This is a genomic window from Stenotrophomonas sp. 89682_Sma (genome assembly GCF_056481405.1).
Window position 1 is genome coordinate 3,773,589 of the sequence record NZ_CM151147.1, and the last position, 23,359, is coordinate 3,796,947.

Consider the following 23,359-nt stretch of genomic DNA (forward strand, 5'->3'; position numbering starts at 1 on the left):
GCGCTACCGTTCCGCACGCTGGTCAATACCGGTAGTTCACCTTCATCCACAGGCTGCGACCGGGCTCGTTGATGCGCACCGGATCGGCCGGGAAGCCGAAGTCGGCGCTGCCGGCCAGGTTCAGGTGCTCGCTGTACGCGCGGTCGAACAGGTTGTCGACCCCCGCGCTGAGCTGCAGCTGCGAACTGAAACGGTACGCCGCATTGAGCGCGAACGTGGCGAAACCGGCACTCGGCCCGAGGTCCTGGGCCACCACGTTGCCCTGCCCGTCTGCCACGCGGTGCTGGTGGGTCACCGCACGCAGCAGTGCCCCGGCGCTCCAGCGCTGGCCTTCCCAGTTCGCACTCAGGCGCGCTTCCAGCGGCGGCATCTGCGGCAGAGGACGCTGCTGGTCGCGGTTCTCGCCCCAGGCATAGGCCAGAGTGCCCCCCAGTTTCCACTGCTCGGCCACGCTTAGTTCCAGCCCCGCCTCGGCACCGGCGATGCGCGCAGCGATGTTGCTGGCCTGGCTCATGCCCATCATGCCGCTGCCGTGATAGGTGAACAGGATGTAGTCCTGAATCTGCCCGGCATACGCCGAAACCCACGCCTGCACGCGCGGTCCCTTGTACTGCAGGCCGACGTCGAGCTGGGTGGTGCGTTCGGGCTGCACGCCAGTGAACGCGCTCACTGCGCCGGCCGGGCCATGGTTGGGCGAGAACAGCTCCCAGTAGTCAGGCATGCGTTCACTGTGGCCGAGCCCGGCGTACCAGGTCAGGCCGTCGGCCAGGTCCTGCTCGTAGCGCAGGAAACCACTGCCCAGCCATTCCTTGCGACGCTGGCCTGCGGTCGGATTGGGCATGTTCCCCATCATGCCGCGGATCGACTGCCGCTCATCGCGCACGCTGGCGCGATCGATGCGCAGGCCACTGATCCAGCGCTGGCCGGTGCCGGCGCCCAGGGTCAGTTCGCTGAACACGCCATAGCGGCGGAAGTTGGCATCGGTCTCCCACGCCGCCTGCCGGTAGGTATCGCGGCCCATGCCCATGCGGCCGCGGTGGCGGCTGTCTTCGCCATCCACACCCGCCACCAGCTGCACGTCCTGCCAACGCCACTCGGAACTGACCCGGCCGCCCTGGGTACGACGGTCCACGTTCGAGGCCATCGGCATCGGCATCATGCTGTTGGGATTCGGCGTGCGCAGCGTGTAGTTGTCCATCACGTGGTCGGCTTCGTTGTAGTACACGTTGGCCTGCACCACGTCCCACGCGCCCGGCAGGTTGCGCTTCTCGAAGCGTGCCGCGTAACTGGTGCGCTCGAACGCGGCGCCGTCCATGCCGCGCCCTGCGTAGCGCGCGATCGCATCGCCGGCACCGGCGGAAATTTCCAGCAGCGTATCGGCATCCGGCGTCCAGCCGATCGCCACATCACCGTTCCACTTGCGCCACTTCGACGGCACCACCTCGCCGTGGCCATCCTTGTAGTCGTCGGCTTCGGAGCGGTTGCCGCTGGCACGCACGTAGCCGGTCGGGTTGCCCAGGGTCAGGTCCAGTACCTGGTCGTTGCGGTTGCGCGAACCGACCAGCGCACTGGCATCGGCACGCAGGCCCGGCTCCTCGAAGCGCGGCGTGTCGCGCTCGAAGCGCACGGTACCGGCCGACGCACCTGCGCCCCAGCGCACGCTCTGCGGGCCCTTGATGATGGTCAACCGGTCGAAGCTTTCCGGGGCGATGTAGGACAGCGGGTTATCCATGCGCGACGGGCAGGCACCGATCAGGTTGCCGTCGTTGCTGAGGATGTTCAGGCGCGAACCGAACATGCCGCGCAGCACCGGATCGCCATTGGTGCCGCCGTTGCGGATGGCGGAGAAGCCGGGAACGGTCTTCAGGTAATCGGCACCATCACTGGCCGGCACCGGCTGCCGCGGCAGGCGCGGATCGCTCACCCAGTGCAGCGGCGAGGACGGCGCGGCGGCGGTGACCACCATCGTGTCGAGGGTGCGCGCTTCTTCGGCAGGCGCAGCGTGGGCCAGTGACGCGGCCACGGCCAGGCCAAGGGCAACCGGCAGGCGCGCGCAGGCGCCCGCGGGGCGGGAAGTCATTTTCATCGGAACAGCTCCAGGGTACGCACACGCGCACGGCGCCCGGTCAGGCGTCGTGCGGCAGATTCATGGGGATATCAGCGGACGATGGAGACGCGTGGTGGCCCACGTGCGGCATGTGCTGGCCAGTGCAGCGCGGGCAGCGCCTGCTGCGACCACGGGAAGACCAGGCGCGGCCGCCACAGCAACGGCAACAGCAGCACCAGCACCGCCAGCCACGGCAGCAGGCGCATGGCCAGCACGCAGTACTCGCAGGCTTCGCCGTGCATGGCGTGGGGATCGGCGGGGCGGTTGGGCGCTGCCGGCGCAGCGCCATGCTGATCGTGCGTGGCCATGGCCATGTCGTGCATATCGTGGCCCATGGCGGCGTGGTTCATGCCCGCCATTGCGGTGTGGTCCATCGGCGGCGCCTGCAGCGCGCGGCTGACCAGCGGCGCAAGCACCATCAGCAGCGTCGCCAGGACGGCGAGCTGGAGCAGAAGACGCTGCGGGCGGGACAGGCGGGTCACCCCGCTAGTGTAGAGGCGGGTCCAGGGTTACCCGTGCGACGAACCGTCGCAGGAGGGGGTTTATCGGCAGGGCTGCGCCCTGCACCCGCTGCGAGCTGGAGCAACAGCAACAGCAACAGCCGAAGCAAAAGCGGGCTTCCTGTGGGTAGGCGGGGTGGGTCCGGTTGCGGGAGACGCCGTAAACCCATCCTTGGGGGCTTGGCCGCGGCATCCGTGCCGCGGACACTCCCGCAACCGGACCCACCCCGCCTTCGACAGATCTCTGCGATCTGCAGTAGATCCACGCCATGCGTGGATGAATCTCCATCGGAATCGAATATTTCGAACTGGAATCGAAAAGCATCCACGCATGGCGTGGATCTACCGTGTCGACCAAGGTCGACACCTACCAACAGCCGCCGGAATCTGTCAGAGGTGGGGCGGTGTGGGCAGGCAGGACCGTTGGCGCCATGGATGGCGCCATCGAGCCCCCAAGGATGGGTTTACGGCGTGTCCTGCCTGCCCACACCGCCCCACCATCCCACGGATAGCCCGCTGTTGCTGTTGAGGTTGAGGTTGCCGGCCAGCGGCCGGCACTACCGCGGGTGCAGGGCTGCAAGCCCTGCTCGACCAACCTCACACCGTGATGGTCTGGGTCAGTGACTCCCACGTCGGCGGCACCGGCCACGCGGCGGCCTGGTTGCCATCCAGCACTCTTCGCAGATCGCGCGGATCAATCTGCGGCGCCAGCACATGCACCAGTTCCAGCGCGTAATCACGCAGCACCCGGTCGCGCGGCAGCACCGCCCAGGCGATGCACTCGCTGATCGGATCCGGCGCCGGCCACGATCTCAGGTCTTCGTCGTTGGAACTGACCGCCATCTCGGCCAGCAGGCCTACGCCCAGACCCGTACGCACGTAGGTCTTGATCAGGTCGGCATCGAGCGCGGTCAGTGCCAGATCGGGCACCAGACCGTGAGCGGCGAAAGCGCGCTGCAACGACGAGTTCGGCCGGGTCGAGGATTCATAGCTGATCAGCGGCTGGCGGGCCAGCGCGGCCAGGTCCGGTGCACGACCGGCGCGATCCAGTGGATGGCCCTTGGGCACCACCACCAGCCGTCGCCAGCGGAACAGCGGCACCGCGATGCCATCGGTGGGTTCGGCACCGGCGGTACTGATGATCGCGATATCGGCATCGCCCTGGTTCAGGCGGTCCAGTGCGTCGGCCTCACCGGCCTGCTGCAGGTGCACGCTCACCTGCGGGTACGCCTGTTTGATCGCCGCCACCGCCGGCGGCAGTACAAAGCGCGCCTGGGTGTGGGTGGTGGTCAGGATCAGCTGGCCCTGGCTCTCGCGGCGCTGGTTGGCAGCGTAGGTGCGGATGTTGTTGGCCTCGGACAGCACCGCGCGGGCGCGGGCGATAACCTCGGTGCCGGCCGGGGTGACCGACTCCAGGCTGCGGCCCTTGCGCACGAACAACAGGAAGCCGAGCTCGTCCTCCAGCTGCTTGAGCTGCTTGGACAGGCCGGGCTGGGTGGCGTGTACGCGCGAGGCGGCCAGCGTGATGTTCAGCTCGGCGTCGGCGATGGCAACCAGGTAGCGCAGCTGGGTCAGCGTCATGGGAGGCGGGCGGCGTGGGGCGGAGGTCCACTCTAGGGTCAATTGCCGTCACCAGCTTATAACCAAAGGTTGTTTAAGAAAGGTATCTGGTCATTTCCGGGCGTCATATGCCGGCGCTACGGTCAGCCGGCAGCCGCTGGCCTGAACAGCCAGCCCTCCCCCTTCGCCCGCCGAAGCCCGGCGCGGCCCCGTTTCCGGAGCGCTTCCATGGCCCTGTACGACTCCATCCTCGATACCGTCGGCAACACCCCCATCGTCAAGCTGCAGCGCCTGGCGCCGCCGCAGGTCAGCCTCTACGCCAAGGTCGAGTCGTTCAACCCGGGTGGCTCGGTGAAAGACCGCCTGGCGCTGGCGATCATCCTCGACGCCGAAGCGCGCGGCGTGCTCAAGCCGGGCGACACCATTGTCGAAGCCACTTCAGGCAATACCGGCGTGGCGCTGGCCATGGTTGCCGCTGCGCGTGGCTACAAGTTCGTGGCGACCATGGTCGAGACCTTCTCGGTGGAACGCCGCAAGCTGATGCGCGCGTATGGCGCGAAGGTGATCCTGACCCCCGCCGCCGAACGCGGCAGCGGCATGGTGCGCAAGGCGCGCGAACTGGCCGAGCAGCACGGCTGGTTCCTGGCCAGCCAGTTCGCCAACCCGGCCAATCCGGCGTATCACCGCAACACCACCGCCGCCGAAATCCTGCGCGACTTCGCCGGCAAGCGGCTGGACTACTTCGTCAGCGGCTGGGGCACCGGCGGCACGCTCACCGGCGTGGGTGAAGTACTGAAGGTCGCGCGCCCGCAGACCCGCATCATCGCCACCGAGCCGGCCGGCGCCGCACTGCTGAAGGGCGATGACTGGAAGCCGCACAAGATCCAGGGCTGGACCCCGGACTTCGTGCCGGACGTGCTCAACCGCGATGTGGTGGATGAACTGGTCTCGGTGGACGACGACCGCGCCATCGCCACCGCGCGCCGGCTGGCGGCGGAGGAAGGCATCTTCGTCGGCATCTCCGCCGGCGCCACCGTGGCCAGTGCCCTGGACGTGGCTGCACGTGCCGAACCGGGTTCAGTGATTCTGGCCATGCTGCCGGACACCAGTGAACGCTACTTCTCCACGCCGCTGTTTGCCGATGTGAACGAAGGCTCCGACGACGAGTGGCTGGCCGGCCTGCCGTGATGCGATCCGCCGGGCATGGCCCGGCGCTACCGACGTGCGACTGCGGGTAGCGCCGGGCCGTGCCCGGCGTGCGCCCTGCTTCAGCCTGCGTGAAGGCGTCGCCCGCCATCGTGCGTGAAGGCCGTCGGATCGCAGCGCGTGAGACGGTCATGACGCAGTATCGATGCCCTGTCCCCTACCGTGGGAACAGCCGGCGCAGATGCTGCGCGGATCACCTCACAGGCAGGAGACGGACGCATGAAGATCGAAGTTTGGCAGGGCGACATCACGACCCTGGCGGTGGATGCGATCGTCAACGCGGCCAACGAAACACTGCTCGGTGGCGGCGGTGTCGACGGCGCGATCCATCGCGCAGCCGGCCCCGCATTGCTGGCCGAATGCGAGCAGCTGCCGGAGCTGCGCCCGGGCGTACGTTGCCCGACCGGCGAAGTGCGCGCCACCGGTGCCCATGCGCTGCCGGCACGCCACGTACTGCACACGGTCGGCCCGGTCTGGCACGACGGCCAGCGCGACGAACCGGCACTGCTGGCCAACTGCTACTGGAAATCGCTGCAGCTTGCCGAGTCGCTGGGCGTACAGTCGATCGCGTTCCCGGCCATCAGTTGCGGCGTGTACGGCTATCCGCTGTACCAGGCTGCACAGATCGCGGTGACGGAAACGCTGGCATGGCAGCGCAGCCACGCGCAACCGATGCGTATCGTGCTGGTCGCGTTCAACACGGCCACCGCCAAGGCCTACCAGCAGGCGCTGGCCGCCGCCGGCCAGACCACGGAAAGCGAGCCTCGCGGCGCGATGCTGCCGCCGCTCGGCGATGCAGGCCTTGCCGCCGCGCATTGAAACGCCACACAGCATGGAAAAGAAAAGGCCGGGCATTGCCCGGCCTTTTCCCGTTGCACCATTGATGTCATCCACGCATGGCGTGGATCACGCTCAACGGCTGGCAGCTTCCACCGCAGCAGCGTCATCGGCCACGGCGGCTGCGGCGTCGGCAGCAGCGCGGGCCGCAGAGGCGGCAGCACCGTCAGCGCTGGCACCATCCACCTGCACGCGCACTTCCACCATGCCTGCGCCATTGTTCAGGCTGGACACGTCGACGGTGTAATGGCCGGCCGGCAGGGTCTCCTCCAGGCGCGAGTTGGTACCGTTGCCACCGTCGTCGTCGGTCAGCTCGACATCGCCGCCGACCACGCGCAGCACGGTATCGACCTGGCTCGAGATCGCATCCAGGCGCACGTCGGCGGGACGATCCAGGGTCAGCAGGAAGCGGCGACGCCCTTCGTTGTCCAGCATGGTGTACACGCTGCCCGACTTCGGCAGGGCGGTACCATCGCGCTCGACCAGATTCCCCGGCAGTTCGATGCGGGTGGCAGACAGGGTGAACATGCCATTGACACCGCTGCCGAGGCCGCGCGCGGTCAGGGTGTACTTGCCCGGCTTCAGCGACAGGGTCAGCCGCGAGTTGGTGCTGTCGTTGCCATCGTCGTTTTCGGCTTCAACGCCCTGGCCCGACAGTTTCAGCACCGGATCGAAGACGTCCGACACCAGGCGGATTTCGTACAGGCCGGCCTTGTCCACCTGCAGGGTGTAGTCCTGCGAGTCACTGGCCAGCATGTCCACGATTTCGCCACTGCCCGCCAACGGCTTGCCGTCGTAGGGTTTCAGCTTCTCGGCGCGCAGGCGATACGGACCAAAGGCGGTCGGGCCATCAGCATTGACCGCCACCTGGTAGGTGCCGCCGCCATTGGCACGGAACGCCAGCGAGACGTCGCCTTCGCGTTCGTAACCGGTGTTGCTGGTGGAAACAAGGCTGCCGTTGTTGAACACGGCGATCGAGCCGCTGAGGGCACCGGTGAGCTTCAGGCCGACCAGATCCTTGTCTTCCAGCTTGATCTGGTAGAGCTGGTGATGGCTGCCGTCGTTGAAGTTGATGCCGCTGCGCGAGGTGATCTCGCCGGACACCGGCTTGTCGAAATCGAGCGACGCGGCCTTGCCTGCGTCACCACTGCTGCCGATGCGGTTGCAACCGCCGGCGACCAGGACCGCGGCAACGGTCAGTGTGAGTGCTGCCAAACGCATGTTGTTTCTCCTTGGCCTTCCATGTAGTTCCCGCGTGCCGGCCAGGCGCGCGGGGCCGGAAACGATACCCGCAAAAGCAAACGCCGGCGTGATGCCGGCGTTGCCCTGTTCATCCAGCGATGGGACGGATCAATCGTTCCACTTGCCCAGCGCGGCCAGGCCGTTGTCCTTGGCGCGCTCGTACACGGTCTTCTGGGCAGCGGCGTAGTTGCCCTTCATGTCCTTGGCCCACAGCTTCAGCGCGGCCTGCTGCATGGCGCGGCCGTAGGAGAAGCTCAGCGGCCACGGCAGGTTGCCCAGCTGGTTCATCGCGTTCAGGTGCTCGGTCGACTGTTCGTCGCTCTGGCCACCGGACAGGAACACCACGCCCGGCAGGATCGCCGGCACGGTGCTCTTCAGGCACATCACGGTCGACTCGGCCACTTCCTCGACGTCCGCCTGTTCATCGCAGTTCTTGCCGGAGATGACCATCGACGCCTTCAGGATGGTGCCTTCCAGCAGCACGTTCTGCTGGTACAGCGCGTCGAACAGCGAACGCAGGGTGGCTTCGGTGACTTCGTAGCAGGTCTCGATGTCGTGGTCGCCGTCCATGATCACTTCCGGCTCGACCATCGGCACCAGGCCGCATTCCTGGCACAGGGCGGCATAACGGGCCAGCGCGTGAGCGTTGGACTCGATGCAGGTGCCCGACGGAATGCTCTCGCCGATGTTGATGACCGCACGCCACTTGGCGAAGCGCGCGCCCAGCTTGTAGTACTCCTGCAGGCGCTCGCGCAGGCCGTCCAGGCCTTCGGTGACCAGCTCGCCCGGGCAGCCGGCCAGCGGGTGCGCACCCTTGTCCACCTTGATGCCCGGAATCATGCCGTGGTCGGCCATGTACTTGGCGAACGGCACGCCGTCCTTGGTCGACTGGCGGATGGTTTCGTCGTACAGGATGGCGCCGGAAATGTGCTCGTTGAGCTTCGGCGTGGTCAGCAGCAGCTCGCGGTAGGCACGACGGTTCTCTTCGGTGTTCTCGATACCGACGCCGGCGAAACGCTTGGCGATGGTAGCGGTGGATTCGTCGATCGCGATGATGCCCTTGCCCGGGGCGACCATGGCCTGGGCGGTTTCGGCCAGCTGTTCGATGCTCATGTATTTCCTGTGGCGGGTGCGGGAAAAACGTAAGTATAGCCCCGCTGCCCGTTGCCCCGGTGTCGAGGCCAGGATGGAAACGATTCCAAGTCTGCACAGGACAAAGAATGTCCTGCCGTTGGGGGGGGCAGAGCCCCTGCTGGGTCTGACCCCGGGCCTTTCCTACAGGTCGCCCAGGCCGATGGCGCGGCCGTCGTCGCCCACTTCCAGCAGGCGCAGGGTGTTGGTCGCGCCCAAGGTTTCCATGTGTTCACCGCTGGTGAACACGACGCGGTCACCGGCCTGCAGCAGTTCGGCTTCGACCAGCAGACGGATGCTGCCGCGCGCGGCTTCGCGCGGGGTCAGGCCACGGCTGTCGAAGTTGATCGGGTAGACATCGCGCATCAGCGCCATCTGCCGGCGTGCGCCGTCATGGCGGGTGACCGCGAACACCGGCGCCTTGGCACGGAAACGCGACAGGTAACGCGCAGTGCCACCGGATTCGGTCATCGCCACGATCGCGCGCACGCCCACGTGCTGGGACAGGAACATGGTGGCCATGGCAATGGCCTGGTCGGCGCGTTCCAGGTTGCGCGGCGAAGCGTTGAAGTCGGTCTCGGTCTGGAACTGGCGCTCGGCCCCCAGGCAGATGCGCGCCATTGCTTCGACGGCCTTGACCGGCCAGGCACCGGCAGCGGTCTCGGCCGACAGCATCACCGCATCGGTGCCGTCGATGACCGAGTTGGCCACGTCCAGCACTTCGGCACGGGTCGGGATCGGGCTTTCCACCATCGACTGCAGCATCTGCGTGGCGGTGATCACCACCTTGTTCTGCGCCAGCGAGGCCTTGATGATCTTCTTCTGCAGGCCCGGCAGTTCGGCATCGCCGATTTCCACGCCGAGGTCGCCACGGGCCACCATCACCACGTCGCTGGCCTCGACGATTTCTTCCAGGTTCTCGATGGCCTCGGTACGCTCGATCTTCGACACCAGCGCGGCGTCGCAACCATGCGAGCGGGCGATGTCGCGTGCGTCGTTCATGTCCTGCGCGTTGCGGCAGAACGACACGGCGATGAAGTCGACGCCGATCTTGGCGACGATACCGATCAGCTCCTTGTCACGCTCGGTCAGCGCGCCCAGCGACAGGCCGCCACCCTGCTTGTTCAGGCCCTTGCGGTCGGACAGCACGCCGTCGTTGAGCACGGTGTTGATGATGCGTTCGCCCTGCACCTCGACCACCTGCAGCTGCATCAGGCCGTCGTCGAGCAGCAGCACATCACCCGGGCCGACGTCCTGCGGCAGGCCGAGGTAGCTGACACCCACCTGGGTGGCATCACCCGGGCCGGCGTTGGTGCTGGCGATCAGGTCGAAGCGGTTGCCCGCCTTCAGTTGCACCTTGCCTTCGGCGAAGCGCTCGATGCGGATCTTCGGGCCCGGCAGGTCGGCCAGGATGCCCACTTCCACGCCCACGCGGGCGGCGGCGGCACGCACTTCGGCGGCACGCTTGGCCTGGCCGGAAGGATCACCATGGCTGAAGTTGAGGCGCACCACGTTGACGCCGGCGCGGAACAGATCCTCCAGCACGCCCGGCGGATCGGTGGCCGGACCGAGGGTGGCAAGGATCTTGGTGCGACGCTGACGCTCGAACATGGTGAATGGGCCTCTCCCGGTAAAGAACGGAAATTAGCACATCCTTCACGCCGCATGTATACGGTTACAGCCTTGTGCTGCCTGACTTCGCGGGTCATGCAACGGACATGGTCCGGACATACGGTGGCGCAGGGCATTCTGTAGAGCCGAGCCCATGCTCGGCTCTACAGGAGCCTAGGCCAACAGCGTCGTCAGCTGTGCCGGCTCGCGTGCCAGCTGGCCCGCACCGGCTTCAGTGAGTTCCGCTTCACCACCAAAGCCCCACAGCACGCCCACGCTTCGCAGACCGTGGTAGCGCGCGCCCTCGATATCCATGCGGCGGTCACCGATCATCCAGCACTGCACGGGCTGCACCTGCAGGCGGCGCAGCGCCTCGCCGACCAGTTCCGGCTTGTGGCTGCGCGAACCATCCAGGGTCGAACCGACGATCTCCTCGAACAATCCACCAAATGGCAGATGGGCGAGGATGCGCCGCGCGTGCGGCTCGTTCTTGGCAGTGACCACCGCCAGGCGATGGCCACGACCATGCAGCGTGCGCAGCGTGTCTTCAATCTGCGGGTATACCGTGTGCTCGCGCCAACCTTCAGCGTCGAAGCGCTCGCGGTAATAGCCCACCGCCTGCTCCACCCGCGCCGGTTCACCGAACAGCGGCGCGAAGGTGGTGCGCAGGGACGGACCGATCCAGCCCAGCAGCGTTTCCTGCGCCGGCACCGGATGGTCCATCTTCTGCAGCGCGTAGGCGATGCAGGCGGTGATGCCCACCTGCGAATCGATCAGCGTGCCGTCCAGGTCGAAGAACAGGACATCCTTGCCGTGGCCGGCACTCATGCGCCGCGCGCGTCGAGTGCCGCTACTGCGGGCAGGGTCTTGCCTTCCAGGAACTCCAGGAACGCGCCGCCACCGGTGGAGATGTAGCTGACGTCCTTGGCGATATCGAACTTGTCGACCGCCGCCAGGGTGTCGCCGCCGCCCGCGATGGAGAAGGCCGGCGAGCTGGCGATGGCGCGGGCCAGTGCTTCGGTACCCTTGCTGAAGGCTTCGAACTCGAACACACCGACCGGGCCGTTCCAGACCACGGTACCGGCCCTTTCGATGAGCTGTGCGTACTGCGCGGCGGTCTGCGGGCCGATGTCCAGGATCAGGTCGTCTTCGGCAACGGCGTCCACCGCCTTCACTTCAGCGACGGCATCGGGCAGGAACTGCTTGGCGGTGACCACGTCCACCGGCAACGGAATATCGGCGCCACGCGCCTTGGCATCGGCGACGATCTTCTTCGCGGTATCCAGCAGGTCCGGTTCGTACAGCGACTTGCCGACGTTGTAGCCGGCGGCGGCGATGAAGGTGTTGGCGATGCCGCCACCGACGATCAGCTGATCGACCTTGCCGACCAGGTTGGCCAGCAGTTCCAGCTTGGTGCTGACCTTGCTGCCGGCCACGATGGCCAGCAGCGGCTTGGCCGGTGCATCCAGCGCCTGTGCCAGTGCATCCAGCTCGGCCATCAGCAGCGGGCCACCGGCAGCCACCGGGGCGAAGCGGATGACGCCGTGTGTGGAGGCCTGGGCGCGATGCGCGGTACCGAACGCATCCATCACGAACACATCGCACAGCGCGGCGTACTTCTTCGACAGGGCTTCATCGTCCTTGCCCTCGCCGACGTTCATGCGGCAGTTCTCCAGCAGCACCAGCTGGCCCGGCTGCACGTCGACGCCGTCGATCCAATCGCGCACCAGCGGAACCTCACGGCCGAGCAGCTCGGACAGGCGCGCCGCCACCGGTGCCAGCGAGTCGGCTTCGGTCCACACGCCTTCCTTCGGGCGACCCAGGTGCGAGGTGACCATTACCGCCGCGCCCTGCTCCAGCGCGCGCTTGAGCGTCGGCAGCGAAGCCGTGATGCGCTGTTCGGAAGTGATGCGGCCATTCTCGATCGGCACGTTCAGATCCTGGCGGATCAGCACGCGCTTGCCGGAGAGGTCGAGGTCGGTCATGCGGACGATGGACATGGGCAACTCTTTGGCTCAGGGACGGGATGCCGGGATGCGGCAGACGGCCATTGTATCGAGTGCGGGTGGTGGGAGGGCCGATGCCTGCGGCAGGCAGAGGCGCAGGGCAAATGCAACAGCAACGGCAACAGCCAAAGCGCTGGCGCTTCGTGGTGCTGTTTGTGGGCCGGGGCGGTGTGGGCTGGCAGGGGACGCCGTGAATCCGTCCCTGGAGGCTTGGCAGCCGCATCCATGCGGCTGACACCCCTGCCAACCCACACCGCCCCGGCCTCGACAGGTTCATGAGGTGATGCGGATGGCAAAGGCGGAAGCAAGAGCGGTTTCTGGTGTCGGAGAAAAAAGTAGAGCCGAGCCCATGCTCGGCTGGGTCTACCGCGAACAGCGGCCGAGCGTGGGCTCGGCTCTACAAGGAGCGCGCAGCCAAGCTGCTTTGCCCTTGCTCTTCTTCTTTCTCTTCCGTGGGTGGACGCACCCAGAAATTGTCAGAGGCTGGGCGGGGTGGGTTCGCGGGGGTGTCAGCCGTATGGATGCGGCTGCCAAGCCTACAAGGACGTACTTGCGGCGTCCCCCGCGAACCCACCCCGCCCGGCCAAGCGCGGCTTTTGTTTTTGCGTTGCACGACCACCCCCACCCACGAGGGGCTGCGCCGTTCGCCGGAAACTACGCCGAAGGCGCAGGCTTCTGCCGAAGCAGGCTGACCGCCAGGCCACCCACCACCAGCACACCCAGTCCCAGCAGCGCCCACAGCAACCACGCCTTCCAGTCGTGCTGCGGCTTCAGCGCCGCGTCTCCCGCCAACGGCTCCGGGCTGCCTTCCAGGCGCGCCAGCGTCGGTTGCCATGACGGGTCATTGCGCTGGCGCAGCTCTTCGATCAGCACACCGATCGGCGCCTCCATCCTGCGCGCAGTGCTGCTGCCCACCGCCAGTGCATAGGGCGCCGCGCCCTGGCTGAGGAACACCAGTACTTCCGGCTGGTAGCCCAGGCGCAGTGACGGCGCAGTCGCCGATTCGGCAGGATTCGCAACCAGCTTCCAGTAGCGGTCGCGATGCACGCCCCCCAGCGGCTGTGCCGCCGATTGCTGACGCGGGCCCTGGGACCCCTGCTGCAGCTGGTAGGCAATCCACGGCGCACTGCGGCGCTGCCACTCCGCACTCTCCTCGTCGCGGCTGAACAACGTCCACTGCACCAGACTGTTGTCGGTGCTGGCCACGTCCGCCCGGGCGACCGGGAAACGGCCATCCATCTCGAAGATGTATTCACCCTTGCCCGTCGAGGTCGGCTCCAGCGACAGCCACTCCCATGGCAGTGTGGCCGGCGCCGGCGGCAGCTCGGCCAGTACGCTGCGCAGCGCCGGCAGGCGTGCATCGCCCTGCGCCAGCACGCGCAGGTAGCGCGCCTCGCCGTCCACCTGCAGGCGGCGCTGCAGCAGGCGCTTGCCAGCCCGCTGCAGGTCGACCAGCGGGATATCACGCCCGATCGGACGCCAGTGCTGCAGGTCGTCGCTGGCATCCAGCTGCACCTGTGCCTGCAGCGGCTGTCCGCTGTCGGCCCAATCCAGTACCAGCGCCGCCACCGGCTGCTGGCCGAGCACGCTGGCGTCGATCAGCCAGCCACCCTGCCCGCTCGCCGCCGCACCGCCACTCACGCGTGCCTCGACGCGACGCACGCGGCCATCGGTATCGCGCTCGGTCAGCAGCTGCAGATCGTTGCGCTGCGCTTCGGCCAGCGGCGGCAGTGCGAACCAGGGCAGTTCACGCTGCACCGGCGGCTGCGCCAGCGGCTGATCGGGCGCCAGCAAGGCGGACGGCAGCGATTGGCCTGCGGCATTGAACACCTGCAGATCGCTCAGGTCCGCGGTACCGGCGCGACGGTAGATCGCCGGCTCCAGCACGACGCGATAGGCACCGGACTGCGCGCTGGACAAGGTCAGCGGCCACTGTTCGGCGTACTGCGTACGGTAATCGGCGGCTTGTGCCGCGACGGCGGCCAGCAGGCCGAACATCGCCGGCAGCAGCGCCCTGCTCCACGTTTTCATTGCGTTTCCTCCACGGTCGGCGCCGCGCTGGGCGGTGCCGGTGCCAGATAACCCACGACGGTGCACAGCAGGCCGTAGGCGATGAACGATGCGATGCCCAGCAGGTTGCCAAGGTGCTGGCGATCGACAATGACCAGCTTGGCCAGCACCACGCCCATCAGCACGGCACCAACCATCCACAACACGCGCTGGCCGCGGCGCGAACCCCATACCCAGGCGATCACGCCGAGCACGCTCCACAGCACGGTCAGGCTGGTCTGCGCCAGGCTGAAGCGCATCATCGACGCGTTCCACGACAGGCCGCCCCACTGGTGCACGCCATGCAGCACCACGCTGGTCAATGCAACGAACGTTGCCAGTGACAGCAGCGGCATGCGGATACCGAGCAGTGCCTTCGGCGCCTGATCGCTGTACAGCCAGCGCGCGAGCAGCAACAGGCTCAGCCACTGTCCGATCTCGGCCGGGTTCAGCACCGGCAGCCACAGCAGCGGGGAAGCATCGCCCGGCAACAGCTGGCCCAGCAGCCAGCCGATCGACAGCAGGCCGAACAGCACGCACTGCAGCGGCGTGCGCACGCGGTCGAACGCTTCACCCAGCGGCCAGCGCAGCGTATTCCAGCGCCACAGCGACAGCGCCGCCATCAGCAGCCACGGCAGCGTGACCAGCAGCGTCGTCCAACCCTGCGCCAGACCTGCCTCGCCACCGCCCCACAGGGCCAGCAGCGAAAGCAGCGAGGGCCACAGCAGCCACCACAGGAACTGCGCGATGCGCGCCACGCTGTCACCGCCCAGGCGCAGGCACAGCAGTGTGCGCACACCGAGCACGGCAAATACCGCCCAGGCCAACGCGCCGTAGCCGGCGAACGGCTGGTGGTGCGCGTCGCTCTGCATCAACGCCAGCGGGAAGCCCAGCGCCAGCATCGCCAGCGCGGTCACGCCCAGCGCACGCGCTGGCTGGCGGCGCTGCGTTTCGGCCGCCAGCCATGCGGTGACCGCAGCCAGCACCAGCAGCGCGTCCACTTCGATACGGTACGGGAAGAAGCGGGTGATCTCGTGCACCAGGCCGCCCAGCCACCACAGCAGGCCCCACAGGTAGTAGACCAGTGCGACCTCATGGCGCGGCCGGCGCTGGTAGCTCCAGGCGGAGGCGAAACCTGCCAGTGCCAGCAGCAGCGCGCCGATGGCAGTCGGGTTGAGCAGGAAGCGGGCATCTTCAAGCCAATGATCGGCGCCGGCCACGAAGGCGAACGCGGCGCCCATCTGCAGCAACGCGCCAGACACCTGCGGCAGCCAGCGCTTCTGGCGCAGGCCCAACCACGCCAGGCCAGCGCCTTCCAGCGCGAACACGGCACCCGTGGCGCGTGCCGACAGCGCCAGCGGCACTGCCAGCGTGGCAAAGCCCACCGCCAGCACTGCGTGCGACTGCGCCAGCACGGTGTACGACGCACGCCGGATCAACGCCCACGCCAGCACCGCGTAGATCGCGGCCAGGCCCAGCGCACACAGGGCCAGGGTCATCGGCTGCTCGTGCAGCATGCCGGCCTGCAGCGAGAACGCGACCAGCGGCGTACCGAACACCAGGCTGCCATCGACCAGGTCGCGGCGGCCGGCCGGCTGCCGGCGTGCGTACAGCAGCGGGATCAGCAGGTAGAAGGCAAAGAACAGCAGCAGGAACGGCTCGGTACTGCTGAATTTGTCCGGGGCGTACTGCAGCACGCCCCAGAACGTACCGATGCCGAACGTGAAGGCGAAACCCAGCAGGTTCAGCGCGCGCCACGGGCGGAACCAGGCGATGGCGAAGATGCCAGCGTTGAGGACCGCGTAGTAGCTGAACAACCCCACGTGGTTGCCGCTGCCGGTGGACAGCCACAACGGCGCCATGAAGCCGGCCAGGATGCCCAGCACCGCCAGCGTTCGCGAGTTCTGTACCACCGCCAGCACGCACAGGCCTGCCACCAGCGCGATCGAGCTGACGAAGGCGAAGCCTGGCGGAATCAGGTCGAAGCGCTTGAACGCCGCGAAGATGGTCAGCAGCAGCACGCCGATGGCACCGCCCTGCAGCGCAAGTGCGAACATGCGCCTGCGTTCGCGCTGGTGCCAGCCGAAGGCCAGCAGCCCCAGCGCGCCCACGGTGACCCCGGCCAGGCGCAGTTCGATCGGCAGCACCAGCCAGCCCTGGTCGCTGACGTACTTCAGCAGCGCGGCGACACCGGCCAGCAGCACCAGCATGCCGATCTTGACCGGCACGTTGCCCTCGGTGAACCAGCGCTTGACCGCACCGATGCCGCGTTCGATGAAATTCGGCAACACCGGTTCTGGCGGCAACGGCGGCAGCACCGGCACCGGCGGTGGCGCAGCAGGACGAGGGGCAGGCGCCTCATCCGTGGACGCAGCCTCTCGCACTGGCGGCTGCGGAGGCTCAGGTGAGAGCGGCACAGCCGCAGCGACCGGCCGCAGGAACGGCGGATCGGCGCCGGCCGAGGGCGTGACCACAGGCCGTTCAGGCGCATGCGCAGGCGTGGTGGCGGCCGGTCTGCCGGTGGCTGGCGCGGCGGCCAGCGCGCTTTCCAGCGCGGCCACGCGGCGGCGCAGGCCGGAGATCATCACCAGTGCCACCACCAGCAGCAGCGGGATGGCCAGCAGGACCAGTACGACCAGGGCGATCAGAGCTTCCATTGCGTGCTTCCATTGCGTTCCCGCGCCCCAGCGGCAGCGGTCGACCGGCCCATGCTACGACAGGGCTGGCCCCATAAACGACGAACCCCGGCCAGGCCGGGGTCCGTGTGCGATCTTCGCCGGCCTTACTTGGCGGCGATGACCTTGGCCATTTCCAGGCACTTGTTCGAGTAGCCCCACTCGTTGTCGTACCAGGTGACCAGCTTGACGAAGGTGCCGTCCAGGGCGATGCCGGCGTCGGCGTCGAACACCGAGGTGCAGGTCTCGCCGCGGAAATCGGTGGCCACCACCTTGTCCTCGGTGTAGCCCAGGATGCCCTTCAGCGGGCCTTCGCTCTGTGCCTTCACTTCAGCGCAGATCTCGGCGTAGGTGGCTTCCTTTTCCAGCTCGACGGTCAGGTCGACCACCGACACGTCCGAGGTCGGGACGCGGAAGCTCATGCCGGTCAGCTTCTTGTTCAGTTCCGGAATGACCACGCCGACGGCCTTGGCCGCACCGGTGGACGACGGAATGATGTTTTCCAGGATGCCACGGCCACCGCGCCAGTCCTTGTTGGACGGGCCATCGACGGTCTTCTGGGTGGCGGTGGCCGCATGCACGGTGGTCATCAGGCCGCGCTTGATGCCCCACTTGTCATTGATGACCTTGGCCAGCGGGGCCAGGCAGTTGGTGGTGCACGAGGCGTTGGAGATGATCGCCTGGCCGGCGTAGGTCTTGTCGTTCACGCCGTAGACGAACATCGGCGTGTCGTCCTTCGACGGGGCCGACATGATGACCTTCTTCGCGCCCGCATCGATGTGCTTCTGCGCGGTTTCCTTGGTCAGGAACAGGCCGGTGGCTTCCAGCACCACGTCGGCGCCGACTTCATCCCACTTCAGGTTGGCCGGGTCGCGCTCCTGGGTCAGGCGGATCTTCTTGCCGTTGACCAGCAGGTCGTTGCCCTGCACCGCCACGTCGGCCTTGAAGCGGCCGTGCACGGAGTCGTACTTGAGCATGTACGCCAGGTAGTCCGGCTCCAGCAGATCGTTGATGGCCACGATTTCGATGTCGTCGCCGAAGTTCAGCACCGCCGAGCGCAGGACGTTACGCCCGATGCGACCGAAACCGTTGATACCAACCTTGATTGCCATGTTCTCAAGCTCCTGCGGCCGCGACGGGTGCGGCGGGATGGATAGGGCCCACAAGTCTAGCAAACCGGGGCTGGCCACCGTGGGCCAGCCCCCGGGCCAGAGGGCCGGCGGACAGGATTTGATCCGGATCAAAGCGTTAGCGCGGCGTGAGGCCGAGACTGTCGCCATCCACCCAGCAACGAGATCACCCCCATGCGCAAGACCTCCCCCCTGATCCTGGCCGGCCTGGCCGCCGCCCTGTCCCTCGCCGCCGCCCCGGCCATGGCCCAGTCCAAGGGTGACTGGACCGTCTCGGCCGGCATCCACCAGGTGGCGCCGAAGTCGAACAATGGCTGGCTGGCCGGCCACACCCTGAAGGTCGACGTCGACAACGACGTCAAGCCGACCATCACCGGCGAGTACTTCATCGCCGACAACCTGGGCATCGAAGTACTGGCCGCGCTGCCGTTCAAGCACGACATCAACATCAACGGCCTGGGCCGCGTGGGCAGCACCAAGCAGCTGCCGCCGGTGGTGACCCTGCAGTACCACTTCAACAGCAAGGGCAAGGTCTCGCCGTTCGTCGGCGCCGGCGTGAACTACACGACCTTCTTCAGCGAAGACACCACCGGCGCACTGGCCGGCAGCAAGCTGAAGCTGCAGGATTCGTGGGGCCTGGCCGCGCATGCCGGCATCGACTTCGCGATCGGCGAGAAGGGCGCCCTGCGCGTGGACATGCGCTGGATCGACATCGACAGCAAGGTGAAGCTGAATGGCGAGAAGATCGGCACGGTCAACATCGATCCGCTGGTCTACGGTGCGTCGTACGTCTTCAAGTTCTAAGCGTGTGCTGGGCGCGGGGGCTTCGCCCCCGCTCCCCCGCTAAACGCAACACCCTCGCAGCATGTTGCCCCGGTCTTTGCCGGGGCTTTTTTTGGAAAGCATGCGTAGGCGCGCTCTTCTGTAGAGCCGAGCCATGCTCGGCTATCGCGCGGAGCGCGCAGGTACCCGAAGAAGAGCAGCCGAGCATGGCTCGGCTCTACAGATGCATGAACGGGCCGCCTTTCAGTCGATTATTGGTCCGGCGCAACTTCCACGCGGTTGCGGCCGCTTTCCTTGGCGCGGTACAGCGCTGCATCGGCGCGTGCCAATGCCTGCTCCAGCGTATCGCCACCATCGTCATGCCAGCGCGCCACGCCGATGCTCACGCTCACCACCGGGGCTGCATCCGAATCGGCATGCGCGATCGCCAGCGCCTGCACCTGTTGCCGAAGCTGCTCGAACGGCGCTGATTCCGGTTGCCCCGGCGCCCAGTGCCCAAGCGCTACGAACTCTTCGCCGCCGTAGCGCGCCACCACCGAGTCGCTACCGCGCAGTTGTGCGGCCAGGGTGGTTGCCACTGCATGCAGTACGGTGTCGCCGGCGGGATGGCCGTGGTGGTCGTTGTAGCGCTTGAAGTAGTCGATATCGATCATGGCGATGCGCAGCGCGCCGCGCGCATGCGGTGTACGCAGATAGCGCTGGAAGATCTGGTTGGCCTGGCGATCAAAGGCACGCCGGTTCAGCAGGCCGGTCAGGCCGTCATGGTTGGCCAGTGCATCCAGGCGTTGTTCGGCCCGCCACGTTGCACGCGTCTGCCGTTCGGAAATGTAGCTGCCGAAAATACCGGCGAGGTTGCTGGCCAGCACGAACATCACGCTCTGCAGCATCTGCGCCCAGTGCCGGCCCACCTGCAGCTCGGCCAGCACAAAGGCCAGCGCGATCAGGGTTCCGGTCAGCGTCGCCACCCCGAAACGCAGCCCGCACAGGAAGTAGTTCAACAACAGGAACAGGCTGATGCCTTCGTAGGGGTAGTTCACGCCGGCACGGTGCGCGGTCCAGATCATGGTCACCAGCGCCAGCCCGCTGACCAGCACGACGCTGCCGCCCAGCCACTGCAGATGGCGCCGCAGCACCGGCACGAAGGTCAGCGCGACGCCCAGCAGCAGTGCCGGCAGCAGAACACCCAGCCGCCAGCGCAGCACCGGCGCGTGCACGTCCGGCGGCAACCAGTAGGTATCGAGCACGGCAAAGCCCAGCGAGAACGCGCCGGCCACGGCGCAGGCCCAGCGCATGCGCCAGACCACCTGGGCATTGAACGCATCGGCAAATCCGCCGTCATCCGGATGACCGACCATGATGCGTCTGTCCGTGATCGCCATCAGCCTCTCCCCCGCGTATGCCCGGGTCACCCTAGCGGCCGATGCATCAAGGCCGTGTGGCGAACACCCGGCCCGGTAAAGCCCGTGCCAGCCCCACACCGCTAGAATGTACGCATGAAAGCCCTGCACTCCCTGTTCCTCGCCGCCGCCCTGGCGCCGGCCCTGCTGTCCGCTTCCGCCCCGGCCCATGCCTGGGGCGCACAAGGCCACCGCCTTGTCGCCGAAGTCGCCGACGCCCGCCTCAATCCCACCGCCCGCGCCGAAGTGGACCGCCTGCTGGCCACCGAGCCAGACGCCACCCTGGCCAGCATCGCCCCCTGGGCCGACCAGCTGCGTGCCAAGGACCCCGGCCTGGGCCGTCGTTCGGCCGGTTGGCACTACGTCAACATCGCCGAAGACAACTGCCATTACGAAGCACCGAAGCACTGCAAGAGCGGCAACTGCATTGTCGAGGCGCTGAAAGCACAGAGCGCCATCCTCGGCGACCGCAGCCTGACCGACGGCGAGCGCCTGCAGGCGCTGAAGTTCGTCGTGCACCTGGTGGGTGACATCCACCAGCCGATGCACGCCGGCTACGCCCACGACAAGGGCGGCAACGATTTCCAGCTGCAGTTCGGCAACCGCGGTACCAACCTGCACTCGCTGTGGGACAGCGGCATGCTCAACACCCGCAAGCTGGACGATGCCGGCTATCTGCCGCTGCTGCAGAGCCAGCGCGCGCCGAAGCTGGCGCGCCAGTCCAACCCGCAGCGCGACCCGCAGGCCTGGGCCGAGGCCAGCTGCCGCATTTCCATGCAAGCTGGCGTTTATCCGGCGACGCGTAAAATCGGTGATGAATACACCGAGCGCTACCGGCCGCTGGCCGAAGCGCAGCTGCGACTGGCCGGCGAGAACCTGGCGCAGTTGCTGAACCGCGTGCTCGGCACGCGCTGAGGAGCGTTCCAATGTCAGTCCAGGTGCAGTCGTTCTTCCACCGTGACAGCAATACCTTCAGCTACCTGGCCAGCGACCCGGCCAGCGGCGAGGCGGCGCTGATCGACCCGGTCCTGGACTACGACCCGGACACCGACGCCAGCAGCGAGTCACCGCTGCGCGACGTGCTGCAGGCCATCGAACAGCAGGGCCTGCAGCTGCGCTGGCTGCTGGAAACCCACGCCCACGCCGACCATGTGTCGGCGGGGCGTCGGCTCAAGCAGCGGTTCCCGCAGGCCACGCTCGCCATCGGCGAAGGCATCCGTGCGGTGCAGGCGACGTTTGCACCAGGCTATGGCCTGCAGCTTCCTGCTGCGGATGACATCTTCGACCACCTGTTCAGCGATGGCGAAACCTTCGTCCTTGGCGGACTGGATGGACGGGTGATCGCCGTGCCCGGCCACACCAGCGACAGCATCGCCTACCTGATCGGCGACGCACTGTTCACCGGCGACTCGCTGTTCATGCCTGACGGTGGCACCGCCCGCTGCGATTTCCCGGGCGGCGATGCCGCACAGCTGTACCGCTCGATCCAGCGCCTGCTGGCCCTGCCCGACGCCACCCGCGTATTCGTCTGCCACGACTACGGTCCGGGCGGCCGTGATTTCGCCAACGAAACCACCATCGGCGAACAGCGCGCGCACAATATCCACGTGCATGACGGCGTGGGCGAAGCCGAATTTGTCAGCGTGCGTCAGGCGCGTGATGCGACCCTGGCAGAGCCAACGCTGATGCAGCCAGCGGTGAAGGCGAACATCCAGGGCGGGGCGTAAGCCCTCGCCCCGGAGCCGGACATCACCCGCACACTGCAGGGCTGTTCTGTGCAGCAGTGGGCGCAATGCCACTGCGAATGCGCGCAATGACGACGCTGCGGCCGGTTGCCGGCGTGTTCTTCAGCAAGGTGCACACTGCAGGCCCCTGCCTGCGGTAGAGCGTCGCAGCCATCCCGCTGATTTCTTCACTGGCCATGCCATCGGCCACGATCATGAAATCGATCAGTGCCTGCAGCTGCGCCCGCGTCAGTCGACCACCATCGCGTTCCACCATCGCGTGTACGGCAGGGATCACACGGTCTTCGATGAAGGGTTCGTCTGCATTGCGCGCTGTGTCAGCACGCGCGTCGTGGGCGGCGATGAACCGGGTTGCGATGACCACCATATCGGCGCCCTGGTCCCGCTCCATGGCCAGGCAAGGCGTCATATGCAGCCCCAGGTACACCAGGACGATGGTACCGAGCGCTCTGATCATTCGTAGATCACCTCGTGATAGATGGTTTCCTGCAGCAGCTCATCCTGCGCCGTGCCCACATACATCTGCCGTGACAGCACGTGCTGCGCATCGAAGCGGATACGCACGTTGTAGCTCTCCGACGCGTCGCCGCCCTGCAGGTCCAGCACACCGCCGCCAGCATCTGCCTTCAGGGTTCCGCGATGCAGATCGAAGAGATCGCGGTACACCGAGTACGCCACGGGAACCGGCTGGCCGTCCACGCGCAGTTCCAGATGCGTGACCTCGCGGCATGGCGAGGTGGTCCCGCCGCACGCAACACCGCTTGCGGCCGGTGCATCGGCCGTGCGCATGGCAAGCGTGGCTTCCACCCGCCTGGTGGCAGACGCGTCCGACAGGCGTACCTTCGACGTCTGCGTCAATACACGCGAGGAAGGGTCCTCCAGTTCCTGCAAGGCCTGCCGCAGGCGCTGCAGCTGTTCCGCGCACTGCACCGGCGCTTCCGGTGAATCGGCAGAGGCCGCCTGCAACTGCAGCGCATCCACCTGTGCAGCGGTGATCTCGCCGCGATCGACCTTCATTGCCACGGCGCCGACCAGAAGCGAAAGATCACCGCGCTCTCCCCCATCGAGGATCGCCTGCCGTGCTACCGGCAGGAAGGCCGGCGGCTGGGCGGCGAGCAGTTCGGCGATGCAGGGCGATCGCGGGCGGACCTGCAGCGCTCCCCGCAGATACGCCGCGCGTGCGGGCTCGCCCAGCGCTGCCAGGTAGCTGCCGGCCGAGCAGGCCGGCGGACCGTTTCGATACGCGTCCAGGTCATGGTTGTCCTGCCCATGCGGCGTGCAACCGGCCAGTACGCTGGAAAGCCCGGCCAGCATGATTGTCCAGATCTTCATCCCCAGCTTCCGTTGCCGTATCGCCCGCACTGTACGCCTGCGCGGGCG

19 protein-coding genes are annotated in these 23,359 nt (G+C 67.1%); 5 read left to right on the top strand and 14 right to left on the bottom strand.

What is annotated here, in order from left to right; all coding sequences use genetic code 11:
* Positions 1 to 22: 22 nt before the first annotated feature.
* From ACZK29_RS17475 to ACZK29_RS17485, 3 genes are all read right to left on the bottom strand, one after another.
* The gene (locus ACZK29_RS17475; protein ID WP_478446293.1) at positions 23 to 2,086 is read right to left on the bottom strand and encodes a TonB-dependent copper receptor; all 2,064 of its coding nucleotides are present in this window, start codon (positions 2,084 to 2,086) and stop codon (positions 23 to 25) included.
* A gap of 71 nt (positions 2,087 to 2,157) precedes the next feature.
* A complete protein-coding gene (locus ACZK29_RS17480; protein WP_111204751.1) occupies positions 2,158 to 2,589 on the bottom strand; it encodes a DUF2946 domain-containing protein in 432 nt (143 codons plus the stop codon).
* A 615-nt stretch (positions 2,590 to 3,204) separates the two neighbouring features.
* Positions 3,205 to 4,188, bottom strand: coding sequence for a LysR family transcriptional regulator (locus ACZK29_RS17485; RefSeq protein WP_478446294.1), 984 nt, complete (start codon positions 4,186 to 4,188; stop codon positions 3,205 to 3,207).
* 207 nt (positions 4,189 to 4,395) lie between these two features.
* On the opposite strand from ACZK29_RS17485, the gene cysK reads away from it, so the two are divergent.
* Together cysK and ACZK29_RS17495 are read left to right on the top strand one after the other, a co-directional pair.
* On the top strand, positions 4,396 to 5,355 hold the full coding sequence (cysK, locus tag ACZK29_RS17490) for a cysteine synthase A (RefSeq protein ID WP_478446295.1): 960 nt from the start codon (positions 4,396 to 4,398) through the stop codon (positions 5,353 to 5,355).
* Positions 5,356 to 5,592: 237 nt separating this feature from the next.
* Positions 5,593 to 6,192, top strand: coding sequence for an O-acetyl-ADP-ribose deacetylase (locus ACZK29_RS17495; protein WP_106551327.1), 600 nt, complete (start codon positions 5,593 to 5,595; stop codon positions 6,190 to 6,192).
* 93 nt (positions 6,193 to 6,285) lie between these two features.
* On the opposite strand, the gene ACZK29_RS17500 is transcribed toward ACZK29_RS17495, so the two are convergent.
* The 8 genes from ACZK29_RS17500 to gap all read right to left on the bottom strand — a co-directional run bounded on the left by ACZK29_RS17500 (position 6,286) and on the right by gap (position 18,036).
* Positions 6,286 to 7,431: an ABC transporter substrate-binding protein gene (locus tag ACZK29_RS17500; RefSeq protein WP_106551326.1), complete on the bottom strand. Its 1,146-nt coding sequence runs from the start codon at positions 7,429 to 7,431 to the stop codon at positions 6,286 to 6,288.
* Positions 7,432 to 7,560: 129 nt separating this feature from the next.
* On the bottom strand, positions 7,561 to 8,565 hold the full coding sequence (locus ACZK29_RS17505; RefSeq protein ID WP_478446296.1) for a class I fructose-bisphosphate aldolase: 1,005 nt from the start codon (positions 8,563 to 8,565) through the stop codon (positions 7,561 to 7,563).
* 162 nt (positions 8,566 to 8,727) lie between these two features.
* Positions 8,728 to 10,194 carry a pyruvate kinase gene (gene pyk / locus ACZK29_RS17510; protein WP_049427416.1) on the bottom strand — a complete coding sequence of 489 codons (1,467 nt, stop codon included), beginning with the start codon at positions 10,192 to 10,194 and terminating at the stop codon, positions 8,728 to 8,730.
* A gap of 174 nt (positions 10,195 to 10,368) precedes the next feature.
* Positions 10,369 to 11,022: an HAD hydrolase-like protein gene (locus ACZK29_RS17515; protein ID WP_111202516.1), complete on the bottom strand. Its 654-nt coding sequence runs from the start codon at positions 11,020 to 11,022 to the stop codon at positions 10,369 to 10,371.
* Entirely contained in the window at positions 11,019 to 12,194 is a 1,176-nt protein-coding gene (locus tag ACZK29_RS17520) for a phosphoglycerate kinase (protein ID WP_111202517.1), read from the bottom strand. The genes ACZK29_RS17515 and ACZK29_RS17520 overlap by 4 nt, the downstream gene beginning before the upstream one ends.
* A 660-nt stretch (positions 12,195 to 12,854) precedes the next feature.
* A complete protein-coding gene (locus ACZK29_RS17525) occupies positions 12,855 to 14,231 on the bottom strand; it encodes a DUF3999 domain-containing protein (protein WP_106550213.1) in 1,377 nt (458 codons plus the stop codon).
* Positions 14,228 to 16,906, bottom strand: coding sequence for a DUF2339 domain-containing protein (locus ACZK29_RS17530; protein ID WP_478446297.1), 2,679 nt, complete (start codon positions 16,904 to 16,906; stop codon positions 14,228 to 14,230). The genes ACZK29_RS17525 and ACZK29_RS17530 overlap by 4 nt, the downstream gene beginning before the upstream one ends.
* Before the next feature lie 125 nt (positions 16,907 to 17,031).
* Positions 17,032 to 18,036, bottom strand: a complete 1,005-nt coding sequence (gap, locus tag ACZK29_RS17535; RefSeq protein WP_005414333.1) for a type I glyceraldehyde-3-phosphate dehydrogenase — start codon at positions 18,034 to 18,036, stop codon at positions 17,032 to 17,034.
* A gap of 192 nt (positions 18,037 to 18,228) precedes the next feature.
* On the opposite strand from gap, the gene ACZK29_RS17540 reads away from it, so the two are divergent.
* Positions 18,229 to 18,858 (top strand): OmpW/AlkL family protein, encoded by a 630-nt coding sequence (locus ACZK29_RS17540; RefSeq protein ID WP_049432699.1) that lies wholly within the window; start codon positions 18,229 to 18,231, stop codon positions 18,856 to 18,858.
* 230 nt (positions 18,859 to 19,088) lie between these two features.
* On the opposite strand, the gene ACZK29_RS17545 is transcribed toward ACZK29_RS17540, so the two are convergent.
* The gene (locus ACZK29_RS17545; protein WP_164147040.1) at positions 19,089 to 20,216 is read right to left on the bottom strand and encodes a GGDEF domain-containing protein; all 1,128 of its coding nucleotides are present in this window, start codon (positions 20,214 to 20,216) and stop codon (positions 19,089 to 19,091) included.
* 114 nt (positions 20,217 to 20,330) lie between these two features.
* Here ACZK29_RS17545 and ACZK29_RS17550 point away from each other — a divergent pair, with 114 nt between their 5' ends.
* Together ACZK29_RS17550 and ACZK29_RS17555 are read left to right on the top strand one after the other, a co-directional pair.
* A complete protein-coding gene (locus tag ACZK29_RS17550; RefSeq protein WP_106550216.1) occupies positions 20,331 to 21,149 on the top strand; it encodes a S1/P1 nuclease in 819 nt (272 codons plus the stop codon).
* An 11-nt stretch (positions 21,150 to 21,160) separates the two neighbouring features.
* Complete coding sequence (locus tag ACZK29_RS17555; RefSeq protein WP_478446298.1) at positions 21,161 to 21,961, top strand: MBL fold metallo-hydrolase; 801 nt, start codon at positions 21,161 to 21,163, stop codon at positions 21,959 to 21,961.
* 22 nt (positions 21,962 to 21,983) lie between these two features.
* On the opposite strand, the gene ACZK29_RS17560 is transcribed toward ACZK29_RS17555, so the two are convergent.
* Together ACZK29_RS17560 and ACZK29_RS17565 are read right to left on the bottom strand one after the other, a co-directional pair.
* Positions 21,984 to 22,436 carry a hypothetical protein gene (locus ACZK29_RS17560; protein WP_111205110.1) on the bottom strand — a complete coding sequence of 151 codons (453 nt, stop codon included), beginning with the start codon at positions 22,434 to 22,436 and terminating at the stop codon, positions 21,984 to 21,986.
* Entirely contained in the window at positions 22,433 to 23,311 is an 879-nt protein-coding gene (locus tag ACZK29_RS17565; RefSeq protein WP_478446299.1) for a hypothetical protein, read from the bottom strand. The genes ACZK29_RS17560 and ACZK29_RS17565 overlap by 4 nt, the downstream gene beginning before the upstream one ends.
* Positions 23,312 to 23,359: the final 48 nt, after the last annotated feature.